Raw genomic sequence first — 17,293 nt, 5'->3', positions numbered from 1 at the left:
CCGTCAGATCCGAAACGCGATGGCAAGTCTACCGATCGGCCATGACCAGGTGGCCTGGCCCGACTTCGCGATAAGACGTGCTCGCAGGCTGATAGTCGACGGCACGCATCGGGCTCTTGATTTCGTCATTCGCCACCATCCGCTTTTCGTGGCGACGGTCGGGATCGGGCACGGGCACTGCCGCAATGAGTTTCTTGGTATAGGGATGCTGCGGATTTTCGAAGACCGCGGCCCGCGGGCCGATCTCGACGATCTCGCCGAGATACATCACCGCCACGCGATGGCTGACGCGCTCGACCACCGCCATGTCGTGCGAGATGAACAGGAAGGCAAGGTTGAGGCTCTGCTGCAGGTCCAGCATCAGGTTGATGACTTGCGCCTTGATCGAGACGTCGAGCGCCGAGACGCTTTCGTCGGCGACGATCACCTTCGGCTGCAAGGCAAGCGCGCGGGCGATGCAGATGCGCTGGCGCTGGCCGCCGGAAAATTCATGCGGATAACGCGCGGCCATATCCGAGGACAGACCGACCTTCACCAGCAGATCGGCGACGACATCCTTTGCCTGTTTCGCGTTGCCCATCTTGTGCTCGAGATAGGGTTCGGCGATCGCCGCACCAACTGTCATGCGCGGATTGAGGCTGGCAAAGGGATCCTGGAAGATCATCTGTACGGATTTGCGCATCTCGCGCAGATCCTTCCTGTCGAGGCCGAGCACCTCCCTGCCCTCGACGAGAACGGAACCGGCCTGCGGCTCGATGAGGCGCATGATGGCGCGGCCGGTCGTCGATTTGCCGCAACCGGATTCGCCGACGAGCGACAGCGTCTCGCCAGCGTGAAGATCAAAAGAGACGTTTTCGACGGCATGCACCCGGCTGGTCAATCGGCCGAACAGGCCGGAATGAATGTCGAAGCGCTTGGTGAGGTTCTTCACCTGCAGGACTGGCGTCACTGCCACCGTATCGGCAACTTCGGTCGGTATGTCCGATTCCCCCGTTGCCGTATTGACCACGGGAAAGCGCAGCGGCCGTGGCCTGCCCTGCATCGAGCCGAGCACCGGCACGGCTGAAAGTAGCGCTCTCGTATAGGGGTGTTTGCCGCGGTGGAAGATATCGGCGGTGGCGCCGCTTTCCACCTGTTCGCCGCGATACATCACCACCGTCCTGTCGGCGATCTCGGCGACGACACCCATGTCATGGGTGATGAAGAGAACGGAGGTCCCCTCCTCGTCCTGCAGCATCTTGATGAGATCGAGGATCTGGCCCTGGATCGTCACGTCGAGCGCCGTCGTCGGCTCGTCGGCGATCAACAGCTTCGGCCGGCTGGCGAGCGCCATGGCGATCATCACCCGCTGGCGCATGCCGCCGGAAAAACGATGCGGATATTCGCCGAAGCGCGAAGCGGCCGAGGGGATGCGGACCTTTTCCAGCAGCCTTATCGTCTCGGCTTTGGCATCGGCCCTGCTCATATCGGAATGGCAAAGCAGTGCTTCGGATATCTGGTCGCCGATGGTGAAGAGCGGATTGAGCGATGTCATCGGCTCCTGGAAGATCATCGCCACCTCGTTGCCGCGCACCTGCCGCATGGCATTTTCCGGTAAGGCCAGAAGGTCGCGTCCGCCGAGCATGACGCGGCCCTCGACGCGGCTGGTATCCGCCTGCAGCAGCCGCATGATCGAGAGCGAGGTGACGCTCTTGCCCGAGCCGGACTCGCCGACGATCGCCACCGTCTCCGCCGGCGCCACCGTAAAAGAAACATCGCGCACGACCGGTTTCCAGACGCCGTCCACCAGAAAGGATGTCGTCAGCCTTTCGACGGAAAGAACGTCGGTCGTCGTCTGGATCGGTTGGGTTTGGGCGCTGGCCATGGCGGTTCCTCTTGCGACGGGTAAGCGGCGGATCAATCCGGCCAGCTCAACGCACCGTCGAAGCGGTGCCTGCTACGATTCTCGATCGGCGTTGCGATGATCTCGTTGGAGGCGCGCGCCTTGTCGAGTTCCTGCGCTAGGCGCTCCGCGACAATCGTCTCTTCGCCCGGGTGCAGATTGCACGGGTCGAGGTAGAAATAGCGGTGCTCCACCTCGTGATCGCGCACGATGATCGGCGGGCTGCCCTTGGCAAGCGCATCGGCCAGATCCCAGGCGGTGATATGGGCTTGCTCGGGATCGACGATCAGGCGCAGCCGATCGAGCGGATTATTGGTCGGATCGGGCTCGATCAGCGCGGTAAGGCCAGGGCGGCCGTCGAGCGTGCGCTTCCACAAGTTGAGATAGCTGGTTTCGCGTTCCCGGATGCCGGCATGGTCGCGGTTTTCCCAGGCTTCGAGCGCTGCCATGACGCCAAAGATGCTCTCCTTGCCGACCTTCATGCCGCGGCCGATGCCCATATTCTGCAGGAAGGCATGGCGCACCAGCTCCTTCCTGCCGGCAACGATGCCCGAGGTCGGGCCGCCGAGGAATTTGTGGCCGGAATAAAGCGCGATATCCGCGCCCTGTTCGAGAAAGATGCGCAGGTCATATTCCGAGGCCGCATCGACGATGACCGGCACGCCCTTGGCATGGGCGATCTCGACGAATTCCTTGAGATTCAACAGGCCGTAGTCGACGACATGGTGGGAGACGACATAGACGGCGGCGGCGGTCTTGTCGGTGATGGCGTTTTCCATGTGGAAGCGATGCGTCGAGGTCGCCTGCCCGACAAGAACGACCTTGCCGCCGGCAAGCCGGATCGCCTGGTCGACCGGGGCGCCGTAACTGACGACATGGCCCATCTGCACCAGCACTTCGTTCTTCTCCGGCACGACATCCGGCAGCCTCTCGATCGCCAGCAGATTATTACCGGTGATTGCGCCGGCGACGGCGAGCGAAATGCCGGCCGAGCAGGAGGCGGTGACGAAGCCCGCCTCGCCGCCGGTCAGCCGGGCGATGACGGCGCTTGCCTTGCGCTGCAGATCGTTGATCTCGACGAAGTGCGGCAGCATCGATGCCATCGCGCTGATCGCTTCTGGAACGACGATCGAGGCGCCGAGGCTGGTCATGGTGCCCGATACATTGATGACAGGGCGAAGGCCGAGCGACGGGCGGATATCAGTGGACATGGAGATCTCCAGGATTCTGGGTCGAAAAACGAAACATGGGGCGGTCGATCAAGTGTGTCGAGTTCCCGTCAGCCGTGCAAGGCGACGATCGCCTCGATCTCGACGGTGATGTTGCCGGGCAGCGAGCCGAAGCCGACGGCCGAGCGGGCATGTTCGCCGGCCGGCCCGAAGACTGCAATCAGCAGATCCGAACAGCCGTTGATGACGCTCGGATGATCCTCGAACTCAGGCACGGCATTGACCATGCCGAGCAGCTTGACCACCCGCTTGACCCGGGTGAGATCACCGAGCGCATCCTGCATGACGGCAAGCAGGTTGATGCCGGTCAGCCGCGCATGGCCATAGGCCTCCTCGACACTGATGCCGGCGCCGACCTTGCCGGCATGCATGAAGCCGTCGGCCTCGCGCGGTCCCTGGCCGGAGAGGTAGAGCATGTTGCCTTCGATTACGTGCGTCACGAAATTGGCGATCGGCGGCGGCGGCGGCGGAAGCGCAATACCGAGGGCGGCAAGCCGTTCGTAAGGCGAGTTCTCGACCTTGCCGGCGGCGGTGGGAAACTGATTCACGCAAACTCCTGTCATGCAATTTTCGATTTAGCGAATTTCGATTGGGCCAACGCTTGGTCGGCGGATTAAAGATCCTTGCGAAGTCTGGGATCGAGCATGTCCCTGAGGCCATCGCCGACCATCTGCAGCGACAGCACGGAGAGGATGATGGCGACGCCGGGAAACAGCGTCATCCAGTCCGCCTGGCCGATATACTGGCGGCCGGAGGCGATCATCGTTCCCCAGGTCGGGATTTCGGGGCTGACGCCGAGGCCGAGGAAAGACAGGCCGGCTTCGGCGAGCATGGCGCTGGCGAAGAGGAACGTCGCCTGCACAAGGATCGGCGACAGCAGATTGCGCAGCACATGCCGCGTCATGATATGGAAGGTCGAGATGCCAAGCGCCCTCGCCGCCTCGACATAGGGCAGCTCGCGAATGACCAGCGTCGAAGCGCGAACGATGCGGGCAAGGCGCGGCGCATAGACGATCGATAGCGCGATGATGACAGTCGTCAGCGACGGGCCGAGGGCAGCAACGAGCGCGATCGCCAGCAGAATATCCGGAAACGCCATCATCGCGTCGATCAGCCGGGCGATCGGCGTATCTAGCTTCTGGAAGAAGCCGGCAAGCAGGCCGAGCGTCACGCCGATCACGGCTGACAAGATCACGACCGCAACACCGACGAGCAGCGACAGGCGGCCGGCGAAGATGGTGCGCGAGAAGACGTCGCGGCCGAACTCGTCTGTGCCGAAGACAAAGGTGCCGCTCGGCGGTTTCAGCCGGTTGACGATGGAAAGCTTCGACGGCGAATAGGGCGCGACAACAGGCGCAAAGACTGCCAGAAGCACGAAGATCGTCAGGATCAGCAGGCCCAAGGCAACCGTCTTGCGCTTCAGCAGGCGCCTGGCGAATTTGCTGCCCTCGCCTTCGGCTGATTTGATTGCAATATCGGCCATCAGTAGCGCACCCTCGGATCAATCAGCAGATAGAGCATGTCGATCGCAAAATTGATCAGCACATAGAGGGCGGCGATGACGAGCAGCGCGCCCTGGATGACGGGGTAGTCACGGCGCAGCACCGCCGAGACGACGAGATTGCCGACACCCGGCAGGCCGAAGACGGTCTCGGTGACGACGGCGCCCGAAATCAGCACCGCCGCCGTCAGGCCGATCACAGTCAGGATCGGGATCAGCGCATTCTTCAGCGCGTGCTTGAGGATGACCCGGCGCTCGACCAGCCCCTTGGCGCGGGCGGTACGGATATAATCGTCGCCGAGCACATCGAGCATCGAGGCGCGGGTGAAACGCAGGATCAGCGCGGAGGAAACGATGCCGAGCGCAAAGGCCGGCAGCGTCAGATGATACATGCGCTCGAAGAAGGTCGAGCCAGGACCGCCATAGCCCGAGACCGGGAAGAGGTTCAGCCTGACGGCGAAGAACTGCATCAGGATCAGGCCGAGCCAGAAGCTTGGAATGCTGGCGGCGAACATCGCGAGCGTCGTTGCCGCCTGGTCGATGAAGGAACCGCGCCGATAGGCGGCATAAATGCCGATCGGCAAGGCGATGATGCTGGCGATTGCGAGCGAAAATAAAGTCAGGAAAAAGGTCGGCTCGGCGCGGTCGAGCAGAGCCGAAGTGACCGGCATGTTGAGGAAGATCGACTGGCCGAGATCACCTCTCAGCATCTGGCCGATATAATAGACATATTGCAGGGCGAGCGACTGATCGAGGCCGAGCCGGGCCCTGAGGTCGGCAATATCCTGCGGCGTCGCATCCGGCCCGAGCATGACGGCGGCCGGATCGCCCGGGGTCACGCGCACGATGACGAAGACGATCGTGACGACGAGAAACATCACGACGATCATGCCGAACAGGCGCTGGAGGATGTAACGTATCATGAATGCCTGGCAAACCTTTGCAGATGCTGCAAAAAAGAAGACCGATACCGGCCAGGGATGGCCGGTATCGGTGGCGATGTTTACTTCTTGATCGAAGCATTCCAGAAATACGGCCACGGAGCCGGATCGACGCCTTCAAGCTTGGTCGATTCCGCCGAAACGGCGTTGAAGTCGCCGATCTTCATGAAGGGGGCGTCGGCATAGATCGCCTTCTGGACATCGGCCCAGAGCGCCACGCGCTTCTTCGGATCGACTTCCGAGGTGAAGGCATCGACGGCGGCCTTGCGGGCCGGCGTATCCCACCAGCCCGGCGAGCTGGTCGAGAGCGAGCCGATGAGGGCAGGCTCCGGCAGGAAGGGGCTATGGGTGATGTAGATATCCCAGAGCTTCGGATCGGTGCGGCGCTGCGTCAGCGTCGCCCAGTCCACAACCTGCATATCGACGGTGAAGCCGGCAAGCTTCAGATATTCGGCGGCGACCTGCGCCATCTTGTAATGGAACTCGTACTGGCGGCTGGTCAGGATGCGGATCGGCTCGCCATTGTAGCCGGCCTTCTTGGCGGCAGCCGCCGCCCCTTCCGGATCGGCGACGTTATAGGCGCCCTCGACGCCGGCATCCGTCGACCAGGCAAAGGTCTTGGGATAGATGGCGCCGTCGAGCGCATAAAAATCCTTGCTGCCGAAAGCCGCGGCCAGCATGTCTTCCATGCTGAGCGCCTGGCGGATGGCCTTGCGAACCTCGACATTCCCAGCACTCCCTTCCTTCGTGTTGAAGACGAAGACGGGATAACCGAAGGGCTTCAGGATGATCGGCTGCGAGGCGGTGGAGGCCTTCAACTTGTCGTAGGATTCCACAGGGATCGAGTCGACATAATCATACTGGCCGGAAACGGCGGCTTCGACGCGGGTGTTCGGATCCGGCACCGGCACGAAGCGGATCTCATCGAGATATTGATGACGGGCGCCGCCGTAACCATTGCTGTCGCCTTCGCGGGACTTATAGCCATCGAAACGGACAAGCTGGATATACTGGTCGGCCTTGCGCTCTTTCAGCATATAGGGACCGGTGCCGATGAAGTCCTTCATCGGCTCGTCCTGCTTTTCCGACGGGATGATGATCGCGGCCGAATTGTTGAAGGCGAGCAGCGAGGTCAGCGGCGCATAGGGCTGCTTCAGCGCAATCTTGACGGTCGCCGGATCGACGGCAGCAACGGATTCGATGAAGCCGGCCACCTGCTTGCCGCGCGAGGCGATCTTCATCCAGCGACCAAGCGAGGCGACGACATCTTCCGAGGTCATATCGGTATTGTCGTGGAACTTGATGCCGGTCCTGAGCTTGATCGTATAGGTTTTGCCGTCGGCGCTGATCTCAGGCAGGCTTTCGGCCAGAAGCGGCGTGACGTTCCAGCTCTTGTCGAAGGTGTAGAGCGTTTCGAAAATGTGCTGGGTGACGATGCCGACCAGATCGGCCGTCGACGACATCGGATCGAGCGTCGGCGGTTCGCCGATCGTCGCGACATTGATGACGCCACCCTTTTCCTGGGCAAGGAGTGTCGAAGGCAGGGCGACGAGCGCAGTGCCGAGAAGGAATGCGACCAGTGTTTTCATGTGATGGCTCCCGTTTAGTTCCACAATTATGTAATTCATCTTTTTGTAACAGAATAGGAGATGGATCGATCCTGTCAAGCACGAGCGACGGATTATGCCCGGGGCGGATACCCGGACGCCGGAAAAATACACAATCTTCGGCTGCGCCCGCCTGCACCACGGCCGCGCATTGTGCCAAGGTGAGGCGATCGCCCTTAGTCAGGCTTCAAGGGAATGGGAGAAGAGGATGAGCATCGATTTCAACGACGGAAAATGGCTGAACGAGCCGGCTCAATGGCGGGCGGCCGACGCAGGTCTCACCCTGACGACCGACGAGAATACCGATTTCTGGCGGGAAACCCATTATGGCTTCACCCGCGACAGTGGCCATTTCCTCGCCTTTCCCACCACCGACGGCTTCACCGCGCAGATCCGCGTCCAGGGCGAATTCCGCACCCTCTACGACCAGGCCGGCCTGATGGTGCGCATCGACGAGAAACGCTGGGTGAAAACAGGCGTCGAGTTCACCGACGGCGAAGCCTTCCTCAGCACCGTCGTCACCGACGGCAAGTCCGACTGGTCCGTGGCGCAGCCTTTCAGGGAATTGGAGGATTTCTACATCCGCGTCACCGTCGCCAACGGCGCGATGCGCATCCAGGCTTCGCGCGATGGCAGTTTCTGGCCGCTGCTGCGGCTCGCCCCCTTCCCGGCTGCCGATCACTACGAGGTCGGACCCACGGCCTGCACGCCTGAGCGCAGCGGATTGGCAGTCTGCTTCTCCGAATTCTCGATTGGGCCGGCAATTACCAGGGATCTGCATGATTTGAGCTAGAAGAGCGTCCTTTCGCGGCTCTACCGAAAGAACAAGATCAAATGACTGCGAGTGCAGCGCAGCACACTTGACAAAGACAAGCTGCCTGTATTTTACTCAAGCCTGYGGAATAGGCAAAAGGCCGGCCGCATTGACATGACTCCGATAGTCTCTGGGCAGTTTCGCCCCATGACGCCTCATCGCTCGATGGGACCAGCGTCGTGGGGTTTTTGATGTGGTCACTTCATGAACGACACGCTGAAAATCGGCATCCTCTATTCGACCACCGGGCCTTACGGCTCGATGGGCCGCGACGCGCGCGACGGCGCCGATTTCGCGATGGCCGAATATGCCGGCGTCGAAGGGCTGGCGATCGAACCCGTCTTCTTCGATCCGCATGCCGATCTTGCCGCCTATCTCGATGGCGCGCGCCATCTTCTGCGCGCCGGCTGCCGCCATATCGTCGGCACGATCACCTCTGCGGCACGCAAGGAAGTCATCCCGCTCGTCGAAAAACATGACGGCCTGCTCTGGTACATGTGCCCCTATGAAGGCTTCGAGGCCAACGAGAACGTCATCTATGTCGGCGGCTGTCCCAACCAGCATCTGCTGCCACTGTTCGAGCACCTGATCCCGCGTTTCGGCGCAAGGCCCTATCTCGTCGGCGCCAACTATGTCTGGGGCTGGGAGATGAACCGGCTCGCCCGCGAACTCATTACCAATGCCGGCGGCGAAGTACTTGGCGAACGCTATCTTCCGCTTGAGGAGACCGCCGTCGAGCGCATTGTCGCCGAGATCGCACAACGCCGCCCGAGCTTCATCCTCAACAATCTGATCGGCCCGTCGAGCTACGCCTTCCTGGAGGCGATCAAGGCCCTCGGTGATCGCGACCCGGCCTTCCGCGCGGAAAACTGCCCGGTGGTCAGCTGCGACCTGATGGAATGCGAGCTCGACGATATCGCCGCCGGAGCTGCTGCCGGCCAGCTTTGCGCCGCTTCCTATTTCGACAGTATCGCGACCCCCGAAAATGCCGCCTTCAAGGCCCGTGTCACTGAGCGTCACGGCGCCGAGCGGCGTGTCTCCAGCGTCTTTGCCAGCGCCTATACGGCCGTCCGGCTCTGCGTCGACGCGATCGTCGCTGCCGGCGGTGACGAGCCCGACGCCGTCCGGCGCGAGCTCTACAATCGATCCTGGCCGACCCCGTTCGGCACGCTTTCGATCGACCGCGAGACCAATCATGCCGCCCTGCCCTTCCATCTCGGCCGGATCAACGCCGACAACGGCTTCGATGTCGTCGCCTCGCGGCCGCCGCTCGCCGCCGACCCCTATCTGACCGGCCGCAACCGCCAGGCATTTCCACGGCTGAGGGTGGTCTCATGAGAGAGACACCCAATTTCACCGGCTGGCAGGCGATGGTCCTGCACCGCGAGGACGGCAACACCGAAAAGCTGATCCGCCAGCTTCGCCTGCTCGGCATCCATGCAGCGCTGCAATGGGCGCCGCTTTCGGCTGCGGCACTGCCCGATCTCGTCATCGTCGATGCCGACCAGGGCTGGGACGATCTGCTGCCCTGGAACGGCGAAACGCCTGCCTGCCCCGTCGTCGCCTTGCTCGGTTCGGAAGCGCCCGGCCGCATCGCCTGGGCGCTCGGACAGGGTGCCGGCGCAATCATCGCCAAGCCGATCGCCACATCGGCCGTCTATCCGGCGCTTGTCATGGCCGTCTCCATTCATCAGGAGCGCAAGGCGACCTCGGAAAAGCTGCAATATCTCGAAGAGCGCGTCCGGCTGCGGCCGCTCGTTCACGCCGCCGTCGAAAAGCTTCAGGCCGCACACGGCATCGACGAGGAGAGCGCTTACGCAATCCTGCGCAATTGCGCCATGCGCCGCCGCCTGCCGATGGAGCAGATATCAGCCTTCATCCTGGCGGGTGCCGAACCCCTGCCGGAGGCGGGCTGATGCATGTCTTGAAACAGATGATCCGCCAGCCGACGGCCCTCTTCGGCCTGATCGTCGTCACACTCGTCATCGGGCTCGCCATCGCAGCGCCGTGGATCGCGCCGTTCAGCCCCGACGACCAGATGTTTGACGGCCTTTCGCTCGAAGGCGCGCCGCTGCCGCCGGGCGGTCCCTATCTGCTGGGCACCGACACGCTCGGCCGCGACCTCTTCTCCCGCCTGCTCTTTGGCGCCCGCACCTCGCTGATCATCGGCCTTGTCGCCAATGGCATCGCGGTGGCGATCGGCCTCTTCGTCGGCATCGTTGCCGGTTATCTCCGCGGACTGCCGGGCAACATCCTGATGCGCTTCACCGATCTGATGATGGCCTTTCCGGCGCTGCTGCTCGCCATCATGCTGGCCGCATTGCTGAAGCCGAGCCTCTGGATCGTCGCCATGGTGATCGCGCTGGTCAACTGGGTGCAGGTCGCCCGCATCGTCTATACCGAGACGCGCGGGCTGGTGGAGCGCGATTTCATCATGGCCGAACGCTCGCTCGGCGCCGGCCATATGCGCGTGCTCTTCATGCATATCCTGCCGCATCTCATGCCGACGGCAATCGTCTGGGGAACGCTCGGCATCGCCACCACCGTGCTGCTCGAGGCCACACTCTCCTTCCTCGGCGTCGGTGTCCAGCCGCCGCAGCCCTCCTGGGGCAACATCATCTTCGAGAGCCAAAGCTATTTCCAGGCTGCACCCTGGCTGGTCTTCATTCCGGGCGCGATCATCCTTCTGACGGCGCTTTCCTTCAATCTGGTGGGCGACGCACTGCGCGACATTCTCGACCCGACCCAGCGCGGGAGGGGCTGATGGCATCACTCATGCTGCGCCGGCTGGCGCAGGCGGCCCTCATCCTGCTCGGCGTCGCGGCAATCACCTTCGTGCTGCTCTACGCCCTTCCGGCCGATCCGGCCCGCATGATCGCCGGCCGCAGCGCCACGGCCCAGACGGTCGCCAACATCCGCCATGAGCTCGGCCTCGACCAGCCGCTGCTGGTCCAGTTCGGCACCTATCTCGGCAACCTGCTGAACGGCAATCTCGGCCGCTCCTATGCGCAGAAAACCGATGTCTGGACGCTGATCGCCGCCCGACTGCCGGCGACATTGACGCTGATGCTTGCCGGCATCTTCGTCGAGGTGGTGCTCGGCCTGACACTCGGCACCATCGCCGCCGTGCGCCGCGGCGGCTTCATCGACCGGCTGGTGATGATGGCCTCCTTTGTCGGCACCTCGGCGCCGCAGTTCCTCGTCGCCCTGCTGCTGCTCTACCTGCTGGCGGCAATGCTCGGCTGGTTTCCGATGAGCGGCTACGGCAGCTTCTCGCATCTCGTCCTGCCTGCCGTAACACTCGGCATCTGCGGCGCCGGCTGGTACGCCCGCATGGTGCGCTCGTCGATGATCGACGTGCTGAACCAGGATTATGTCCGCACGGCGCGCGCCAAGGGCCTTTCCTCGAAACGCGTCATCTTGCGCCATGCGCTGCCCAATGCCGTGCTCCCGATCATCGCCATGATCGGTATCGATATCGGCCAGTTCATGGGCGGAGTGGTCGTGGTCGAGGCGGTCTACGGCTGGCCCGGCATCGGCCAGCTTGCCTGGCAGGCGATCCAGCAGGTCGACATCCCGATCATCATGGGCGTCACGCTGACCTCGGCGCTTGCCATCATCATCGGCAACCTGCTTGCCGACCTCATCGCGCCGGTCATCGATCCGCGTATCCGCACACGCTGACAGCAACCAAAGAAGGGGAACCAAGATGTTCAAACGCTGGCTGCAACAGACGACCATGGCAACGATGGTGGCGCTCGCCCCATTGTCCGTCATGGCTGAGGAAACGCCCAAGCAGGGCGGCGATATCGTCGTCACCTACAAGGACGACATCACCACGCTCGACCCGGCGATCGGCTACGACTGGGTCAACTGGTCGATGATCAAAAGCCTTTATTCCCGCCTGATGGATTATGCGCCCGGCACGCCGAACCCGGTGCCCTCGCTTGCCGAGAGCTTCACCGTTTCGCCCGACGGCTTGATCTATACCTTCAAGCTGCACAAGGGCGTGAAGTTCTCGAACGGCCGCGAGGTCGTCGCCTCCGACGTGAAATATTCGATCGAACGCGCCGTCGACCCGAAGACGCAGGGGCCTGGCGCCGGCTTCTTCGGCGCCATCAAGGGCTTCGAGGATGAAACCGGCGGCAAGACGACGACGCTCTCCGGCATCGAGACGCCGGATGACAGCACCGTCATCTTCAATCTCTCGCGTCCCGACGCCACCTTCCTGCACGTGCTTGCCATCAACTTCGCCTCGGTCGTGCCGAAGGAAGCTGTCGAGGCGGCCGCCGGCGACTTCGGCAAGAAGCCCGTCGGCTCCGGCACCTTCATCCTGAAGGATTGGACGATCGGCCAGCAGCTCGTTTTCGAGCGCAACAAGGATTATTTCGTCAAGGGCGTTCCCTATATCGACAGCTTCAAGGTCGAGGTCGGCCAGGAGCCGCTTGTGGCGCTCTTGCGCCTGCAGAAGGGTGAGGTCGACATTGCTGGCGACGGCATTCCGCCGGCGAAGTTCCTCGAAATCAAGAACYCGGCCGACGGCGCACAGATGATCGTCGACGGCGAACAGCTGCACACCGGCTACATCACGCTGAACACCAAGGTGAAGCCCTTCGACAACGTCAAAGTTCGCCAGGCGCTGAACATGGCAATCAACAAGGACCGCATCACCCGCATCCTCAACGGCCGCGCAACGCCTGCCAACCAGCCGCTGCCGCCGCTGATGCCGGGCTACGACAAGGCCTTCACCGGCTATGCCTATGACGTGGCAAAAGCCAAGGCGCTGCTTGCCGAAGCCGGCTATCCCGACGGCTTCGAAACCGTGCTCTACTCCACCAACACCGACCCGCAGCCGCGTATCGCCCAGGCGATCCAGCAGGATCTGGCCGCTGTCGGCGTCAAGGCCGAAGTCCGGGCGCTCGCCCAGGCAAACGTCATCTCGGCCGGCGGCACGGAAGGCGAAGCGCCGATGATCTGGTCGGGCGGCATGGCCTGGATCGCCGACTTCCCGGACCCGTCCAACTTCTACGGCCCGATCCTCGGCTGCGCCGGCGCGGTTCCGGGCGGCTGGAACTGGTCATGGTACTGCAACGCCGATCTCGACAAGCGCGCCGTTGCCGCTGACTCGATGTCCGACCCGGCAAAGGCAGCCGAGCGTACTGCCGCCTGGGGCAAGGTCTTCACCGACATCATGGCCGATGCGCCGTGGATCCCTGTGATCAACGAACGCCGCGTCGTCGCCAAGTCGCTGCGCATGGGCGGTRCCGACAACATCTACATCGATCCGACCCGCGTCATCAATTACGACGCGATCTACGTGAAGYAATAAGCCCTGAAGAAACAAAGCCTTCCCGGTCCATGCCGGGAAGGCATCATAAAATCGAGGGAGATATGACATGTGCATCGCCTGCACCCACACCATTCACCGCGCCCAGCATAATTTCGGCTGGAACAAGGATTTCGCCCCCGCCGTCGTCGCCAAGCCTGGCGAGACGATCCACTTCGAATGCATGGATTCATCAGGTGGCCAGCTCGGAAGCGACGCCACGCTGGAAACGCTGAACGCGCTCGATTTTGGCAAGATCAACCCGGTTTCCGGCCCGGTCTATATCGAAGGCGCCAAGCCCGGCGATGCGCTGAAGGTGACGCTGCGCAAGTTCATTCCCTCGGGCGTCGGCTGGACGGCCAATATTCCGGGCTTCGGCCTGCTCGCCGATCAGTTCACGGATCCGGCGCTGCATGTCTGGTCTTATGACGCCAACAGCATGATGCCCGCTCTTTACGGTCCGGGCGGGCGCGTGCCGCTGAAGCCCTTCGCCGGCACGATCGGCGTTGCACCCGCCGAGCCCGGCACCCACTCCGTCGTTCCCCCACGTCGCGTCGGCGGCAACATGGACATCCGCGACTTGACGGCGGGCGTGACGCTCTACCTGCCCGTCGAGGTCGACGGCGCGCTGTTTTCGATCGGTGATACCCATGCCGCCCAGGGCGATGGCGAAGTCTGCGGCACGGCGATCGAAAGCCAGATGAACGTCGAAGCGACGATCGAGCTCGTCAAGGACGCCAGGCTGCAGACGCCGCGCTTCACCACGACCGAACCCGTGACCCGCCATCTCGACGGCGCCGGCTACGAAGTCACGACAGGCATCGGCCCTGACCTGATGACCGGGGCGCGCGAAAGCGTGATGCGGATGATCGATCTTCTCGGCGCCGAACATGGCATGAGCGCCGTCGATGCCTATCTGCTCTGCTCGGTTTGCGGCGATCTGCGCATCAGCGAGATCGTCGACCAGCCGAACTGGGTGGTTTCCTTCTACTTCCCGAGGATCGTGTTCGCGTGAACGACGCCATGCCCGCCGCCGCACCGGTGCTCAGCCTTCGCAATCTGAGCGTCGATGCCCGCACCCCCGAAGGCCGCAAGCCGGTGCTCCAGGATGTCAGCTTCGCGCTTGCAAGCGGCGAAACGCTCTGCATTGCCGGCGAATCCGGCTCCGGCAAATCGGTCACCTCGCTGTCGATCATGGGGCTCTTGCCGAAGGCCTCGCTGAAGGTCGCCTCCGGCAGCGTGCTGCTTGGCGAGCGCGACCTGCTCAGGCTTTCCGACCGGGCGATGCGCAGCGTGCGCGGCGGCGATATCGCCATGGTGTTCCAGGAGCCGATGACTTCGCTGAACCCGGTCATGTCGGTCGGCAACCAGCTGACCGAGGCAATCCGCGCGCACCAGGGCAGCGACAATGCCGAGGCGGTGGCACTGAAGATGCTCGATGCCGTGCAGATCACCGAGCCGGCCCGGCGGCTGAAGCAATATCCGCACGAGCTTTCCGGCGGCATGCGCCAGCGTGTGATGATCGCCATGGCGCTCTCCTGTCGGCCGAAGGTGCTGATTGCCGACGAGCCGACGACGGCGCTCGACGTCACCGTGCAGGCGCAGATCCTCAGGCTGATGCGCGAGTTGAAGCGCGAATTCGGCGCCTCGATCATCCTGATCACCCACGACATGGGCGTCGTCGCCGAAATGGCCGATCGCGTCGTCATCATGCAGAATGGCAGGATCGTCGAGCAGGGAACGGCGCTCGCCGTCTTCCAGCGGCCGAAGGAAGCCTATACGCAGCAATTGCTGGCCGCCGTCCCGCGGCTCGGCGCGCTTGCAGGCACCGACTGTCCACCGCGCATCACGCAGCGCGCCGTCGAGACGCTGCATCCGGACCGCACGCCGGTTCTGAACGTGCGCGACCTCACCGTCACCTATGGCAATGCCGCAAGCCGGTTTTTCAAGGGCAAGCCGCCGGTTGCAGCCGTCGACGGCGTCTCCTTCGATATCCTGCCGGGTGAAACGCTCGGCCTCGTCGGCGAAAGCGGCTCGGGCAAATCGACGACGGGCAAGGCCGTGCTCGGTCTCATCCCCTTCAAGGGCAATGTCCTGATCGACGGCGGCAATATCGCCGGCCTCAGCCAGCGCGAGATGCGGCCCGTGCGCCGCTCGGCGCAGATGATCTTCCAGGATCCCTATGCCTCGCTCGACCCGCGCATGGCCGTCGGCAAGGCGATCGGCGAACCGATGCTCATCCACGGCATCGGCAACCACAGCGAACGGCAAGACCGCGTCGCCGAACTGCTGCGCCGGGTCGGCCTGACGCCTGATGCAGCGACGCGCTATCCACACGAGTTTTCAGGCGGCCAACGCCAGCGCATCTGCATCGCCCGGGCGCTGGCACTGGAGCCAAAGCTGATCGTCGCCGACGAGAGCGTCGCAGCGCTTGACGTCTCCGTCCGCGCTCGGGTGCTCGACCTGCTGCTCGAACTGCAGGAAACGATGGGGCTCGCCTATCTCTTTATCTCCCACGACATGGCCGTCGTCGAGCGCATGTCCCACAACGTCGCCGTCATGCGCGCCGGCCACATCATCGAAACCGGCACGCGGCGGGATATCTTCGAGAACCCGAGGGATGACTACACCCGCGCACTGATCGCCGCGGTTCCGATCCCCGACCCGGAAGTCTATCGCGGCAGGGAAGTGCATGCCTGACTGAAGGCTAGACCGGCAGCCGTTAGCCGCTGCTGCGGTTAGCGCCGTTCCCGGCTGTCCAGCGCTGTGAGGCGAGGCCGACTCCGTGCATGCCGGACCGTCGTGGACCCGAGGGTGCGTTTCTCTGAACTCTCGATCGGGCCGGCGATCGCCAGCAATCTCCATGATTTGAGCTAGGGGATTTCGATGTCGTACTCTCGACGGCAATATACGAATCCAGATAATGGATCTAAGTCTTTGAAGGGCAAAGTTGCGTAAATGCATTCTACATTAATACGCTCGATCAAATCCGATCCGGCGGATGCATAAATGTTTGTAGWTAATACTTCCGCGCTGTCGACATCAAACTCGGTTGGCGCGCGCTCCAGATAATATCTTATGAGAAGAGTTTTCCCAACGAATTCGGCAGCAATGGCTCGGATCGCTGGGTAGATCTCTCCGAGTAGGCTTTGCCAAATATGAAGGATTAGCCAGGCTGGAAGTTTGTTCACCGCTGTCCCTCAAGCTTTGTCGGGTTTGCTTCCGGCCCACAGCCGATGCGATCCATGAAATGGCCGTAGACGTCCGCGGTCGGTGCACCTACCATCGGAGCTTTGGTTCAACTCGTGGACGGCATCCTAATGCTGGAATGCATGCCTGGCAGGTGATCCGCCTGCGCCAAAAAGTCGTGCGCGACTCGTACATTTGCGTCGTCGCCTAAGCCGATCACGCCAAAACCGAAATCATCGTGCGGATAAAAGGCCAGTTGCCAATCCGGCGCCATGATGAAACAATGACCGTACAATCCATACACAACCATCTTTGCGACAAGTAATGATCTTATGCATACGATAGAGAAATCATCCCCTTTGATAAGGGAAATATCGCTCCATTCCTTTTCGACAGATTCAGTATATTTCTGCGAACTAGGATCACGCCCAAATCGTTTTTTGTAACTAAATTGTCTAACAAGCCCAGACTGAACAAGGCCTTGAATTAGATCGCTGTCTCGCTGGTCGTCCGCAGCATCGCCGTAATGCCCAACTTCGTCAGAGTTTGCGTGCACCGAAGATGCAATCACAAAATATTCCAGATCATTTCTGAAATATCGCATGAAGAAATCGACGGCAGATTCTTCCATGCCCGGCTCATATCGGGTGTCTTTTTCAAAAAAACCTAGGAAGCCATTTGATTCGCCGTATCCTGAAAGATTGGCTGACATCATTAGCAATCGAAGGGTATCCCGCATTGTTCTTACCTACCGACGGTGATCTTGTCCCACAGTTCGGTGATCGTCCAGTTCACCAATCCGCT

General features: G+C 62.1%; 16 protein-coding genes and 1 pseudogene. 9 read left to right on the top strand and 8 right to left on the bottom strand.

The window, feature by feature from the left end; all coding sequences use genetic code 11:
* Positions 1–28: 28 nt before the first annotated feature.
* The 6 genes from AC1ECN_RS06145 to AC1ECN_RS06120 form a co-directional block, all read right to left on the bottom strand.
* Complete coding sequence (locus AC1ECN_RS06145) at positions 29–1,864, bottom strand: ABC transporter ATP-binding protein (protein ID WP_477952493.1); 1,836 nt, start codon at positions 1,862–1,864, stop codon at positions 29–31.
* A gap of 32 nt (positions 1,865–1,896) precedes the next feature.
* Positions 1,897–3,093, bottom strand: a complete 1,197-nt coding sequence (locus AC1ECN_RS06140) for an aminotransferase class V-fold PLP-dependent enzyme (protein WP_477952492.1) — start codon at positions 3,091–3,093, stop codon at positions 1,897–1,899.
* A gap of 68 nt (positions 3,094–3,161) precedes the next feature.
* Positions 3,162–3,674: a RidA family protein gene (locus tag AC1ECN_RS06135; RefSeq protein ID WP_064246616.1), complete on the bottom strand. Its 513-nt coding sequence runs from the start codon at positions 3,672–3,674 to the stop codon at positions 3,162–3,164.
* A gap of 50 nt (positions 3,675–3,724) precedes the next feature.
* Entirely contained in the window at positions 3,725–4,594 is an 870-nt protein-coding gene (locus AC1ECN_RS06130) for an ABC transporter permease (RefSeq protein ID WP_477952490.1), read from the bottom strand.
* Positions 4,594–5,535, bottom strand: a complete 942-nt coding sequence (locus tag AC1ECN_RS06125) for an ABC transporter permease (RefSeq protein WP_165418859.1) — start codon at positions 5,533–5,535, stop codon at positions 4,594–4,596. The genes AC1ECN_RS06130 and AC1ECN_RS06125 overlap by 1 nt, the downstream gene beginning before the upstream one ends.
* Positions 5,536–5,615: 80 nt before the next feature.
* Positions 5,616–7,142 (bottom strand): ABC transporter substrate-binding protein, encoded by a 1,527-nt coding sequence (locus tag AC1ECN_RS06120; protein WP_477952488.1) that lies wholly within the window; start codon positions 7,140–7,142, stop codon positions 5,616–5,618.
* A 226-nt stretch (positions 7,143–7,368) separates the two neighbouring features.
* On the opposite strand from AC1ECN_RS06120, the gene AC1ECN_RS06115 reads away from it, so the two are divergent.
* From AC1ECN_RS06115 to AC1ECN_RS06075, 9 genes and pseudogenes are all read left to right on the top strand, one after another.
* On the top strand, positions 7,369–7,953 hold the full coding sequence (locus AC1ECN_RS06115) for a DUF1349 domain-containing protein (RefSeq protein ID WP_018071176.1): 585 nt from the start codon (positions 7,369–7,371) through the stop codon (positions 7,951–7,953).
* Between the two features lie 225 nt (positions 7,954–8,178).
* Complete coding sequence (locus AC1ECN_RS06110) at positions 8,179–9,312, top strand: transporter substrate-binding protein (protein WP_018071175.1); 1,134 nt, start codon at positions 8,179–8,181, stop codon at positions 9,310–9,312.
* Positions 9,309–9,890 carry an ANTAR domain-containing response regulator gene (locus AC1ECN_RS06105; protein ID WP_130692612.1) on the top strand — a complete coding sequence of 194 codons (582 nt, stop codon included), beginning with the start codon at positions 9,309–9,311 and terminating at the stop codon, positions 9,888–9,890. Before AC1ECN_RS06110 ends, AC1ECN_RS06105 begins: the two co-directional genes overlap by 4 nt.
* Positions 9,890–10,738 carry an ABC transporter permease gene (locus AC1ECN_RS06100; protein ID WP_130692610.1) on the top strand — a complete coding sequence of 283 codons (849 nt, stop codon included), beginning with the start codon at positions 9,890–9,892 and terminating at the stop codon, positions 10,736–10,738. The genes AC1ECN_RS06105 and AC1ECN_RS06100 overlap by 1 nt, the downstream gene beginning before the upstream one ends.
* Complete coding sequence (locus AC1ECN_RS06095) at positions 10,738–11,658, top strand: ABC transporter permease (RefSeq protein WP_130692608.1); 921 nt, start codon at positions 10,738–10,740, stop codon at positions 11,656–11,658. The genes AC1ECN_RS06100 and AC1ECN_RS06095 overlap by 1 nt, the downstream gene beginning before the upstream one ends.
* 25 nt (positions 11,659–11,683) lie before the next feature.
* The gene (locus AC1ECN_RS06090; protein ID WP_477952486.1) at positions 11,684–13,303 is read left to right on the top strand and encodes an ABC transporter substrate-binding protein; all 1,620 of its coding nucleotides are present in this window, start codon (positions 11,684–11,686) and stop codon (positions 13,301–13,303) included.
* 67 nt (positions 13,304–13,370) lie between these two features.
* Positions 13,371–14,315 carry an acetamidase/formamidase family protein gene (locus tag AC1ECN_RS06085; RefSeq protein ID WP_130692606.1) on the top strand — a complete coding sequence of 315 codons (945 nt, stop codon included), beginning with the start codon at positions 13,371–13,373 and terminating at the stop codon, positions 14,313–14,315.
* Complete coding sequence (locus AC1ECN_RS06080; protein ID WP_130692604.1) at positions 14,312–16,000, top strand: ABC transporter ATP-binding protein; 1,689 nt, start codon at positions 14,312–14,314, stop codon at positions 15,998–16,000. Before AC1ECN_RS06085 ends, AC1ECN_RS06080 begins: the two co-directional genes overlap by 4 nt.
* A gap of 26 nt (positions 16,001–16,026) precedes the next feature.
* Positions 16,027–16,177 (top strand): annotated as a pseudogene (locus AC1ECN_RS06075) (DUF1349 domain-containing protein); the annotation flags it as partial.
* On the opposite strand, the gene AC1ECN_RS06070 reads toward AC1ECN_RS06075, so the two are convergent.
* Together AC1ECN_RS06070 and AC1ECN_RS06065 are read right to left on the bottom strand one after the other, a co-directional pair.
* Positions 16,174–16,491, bottom strand: coding sequence for a MafI2 family immunity protein (locus AC1ECN_RS06070; protein WP_477952485.1), 318 nt, complete (start codon positions 16,489–16,491; stop codon positions 16,174–16,176). The pseudogene AC1ECN_RS06075 and the gene AC1ECN_RS06070 overlap by 4 nt on opposite strands.
* A 107-nt stretch (positions 16,492–16,598) precedes the next feature.
* Complete coding sequence (locus AC1ECN_RS06065) at positions 16,599–17,228, bottom strand: hypothetical protein (protein ID WP_245493999.1); 630 nt, start codon at positions 17,226–17,228, stop codon at positions 16,599–16,601.
* Positions 17,229–17,293: the final 65 nt, after the last annotated feature.

Source organism: Rhizobium sp. 01N447_2 (genome assembly GCF_056399245.1).
Note: the sequence above shows the minus strand (reverse complement) of the source record. Positions and strands in the feature narration are given on the sequence as shown.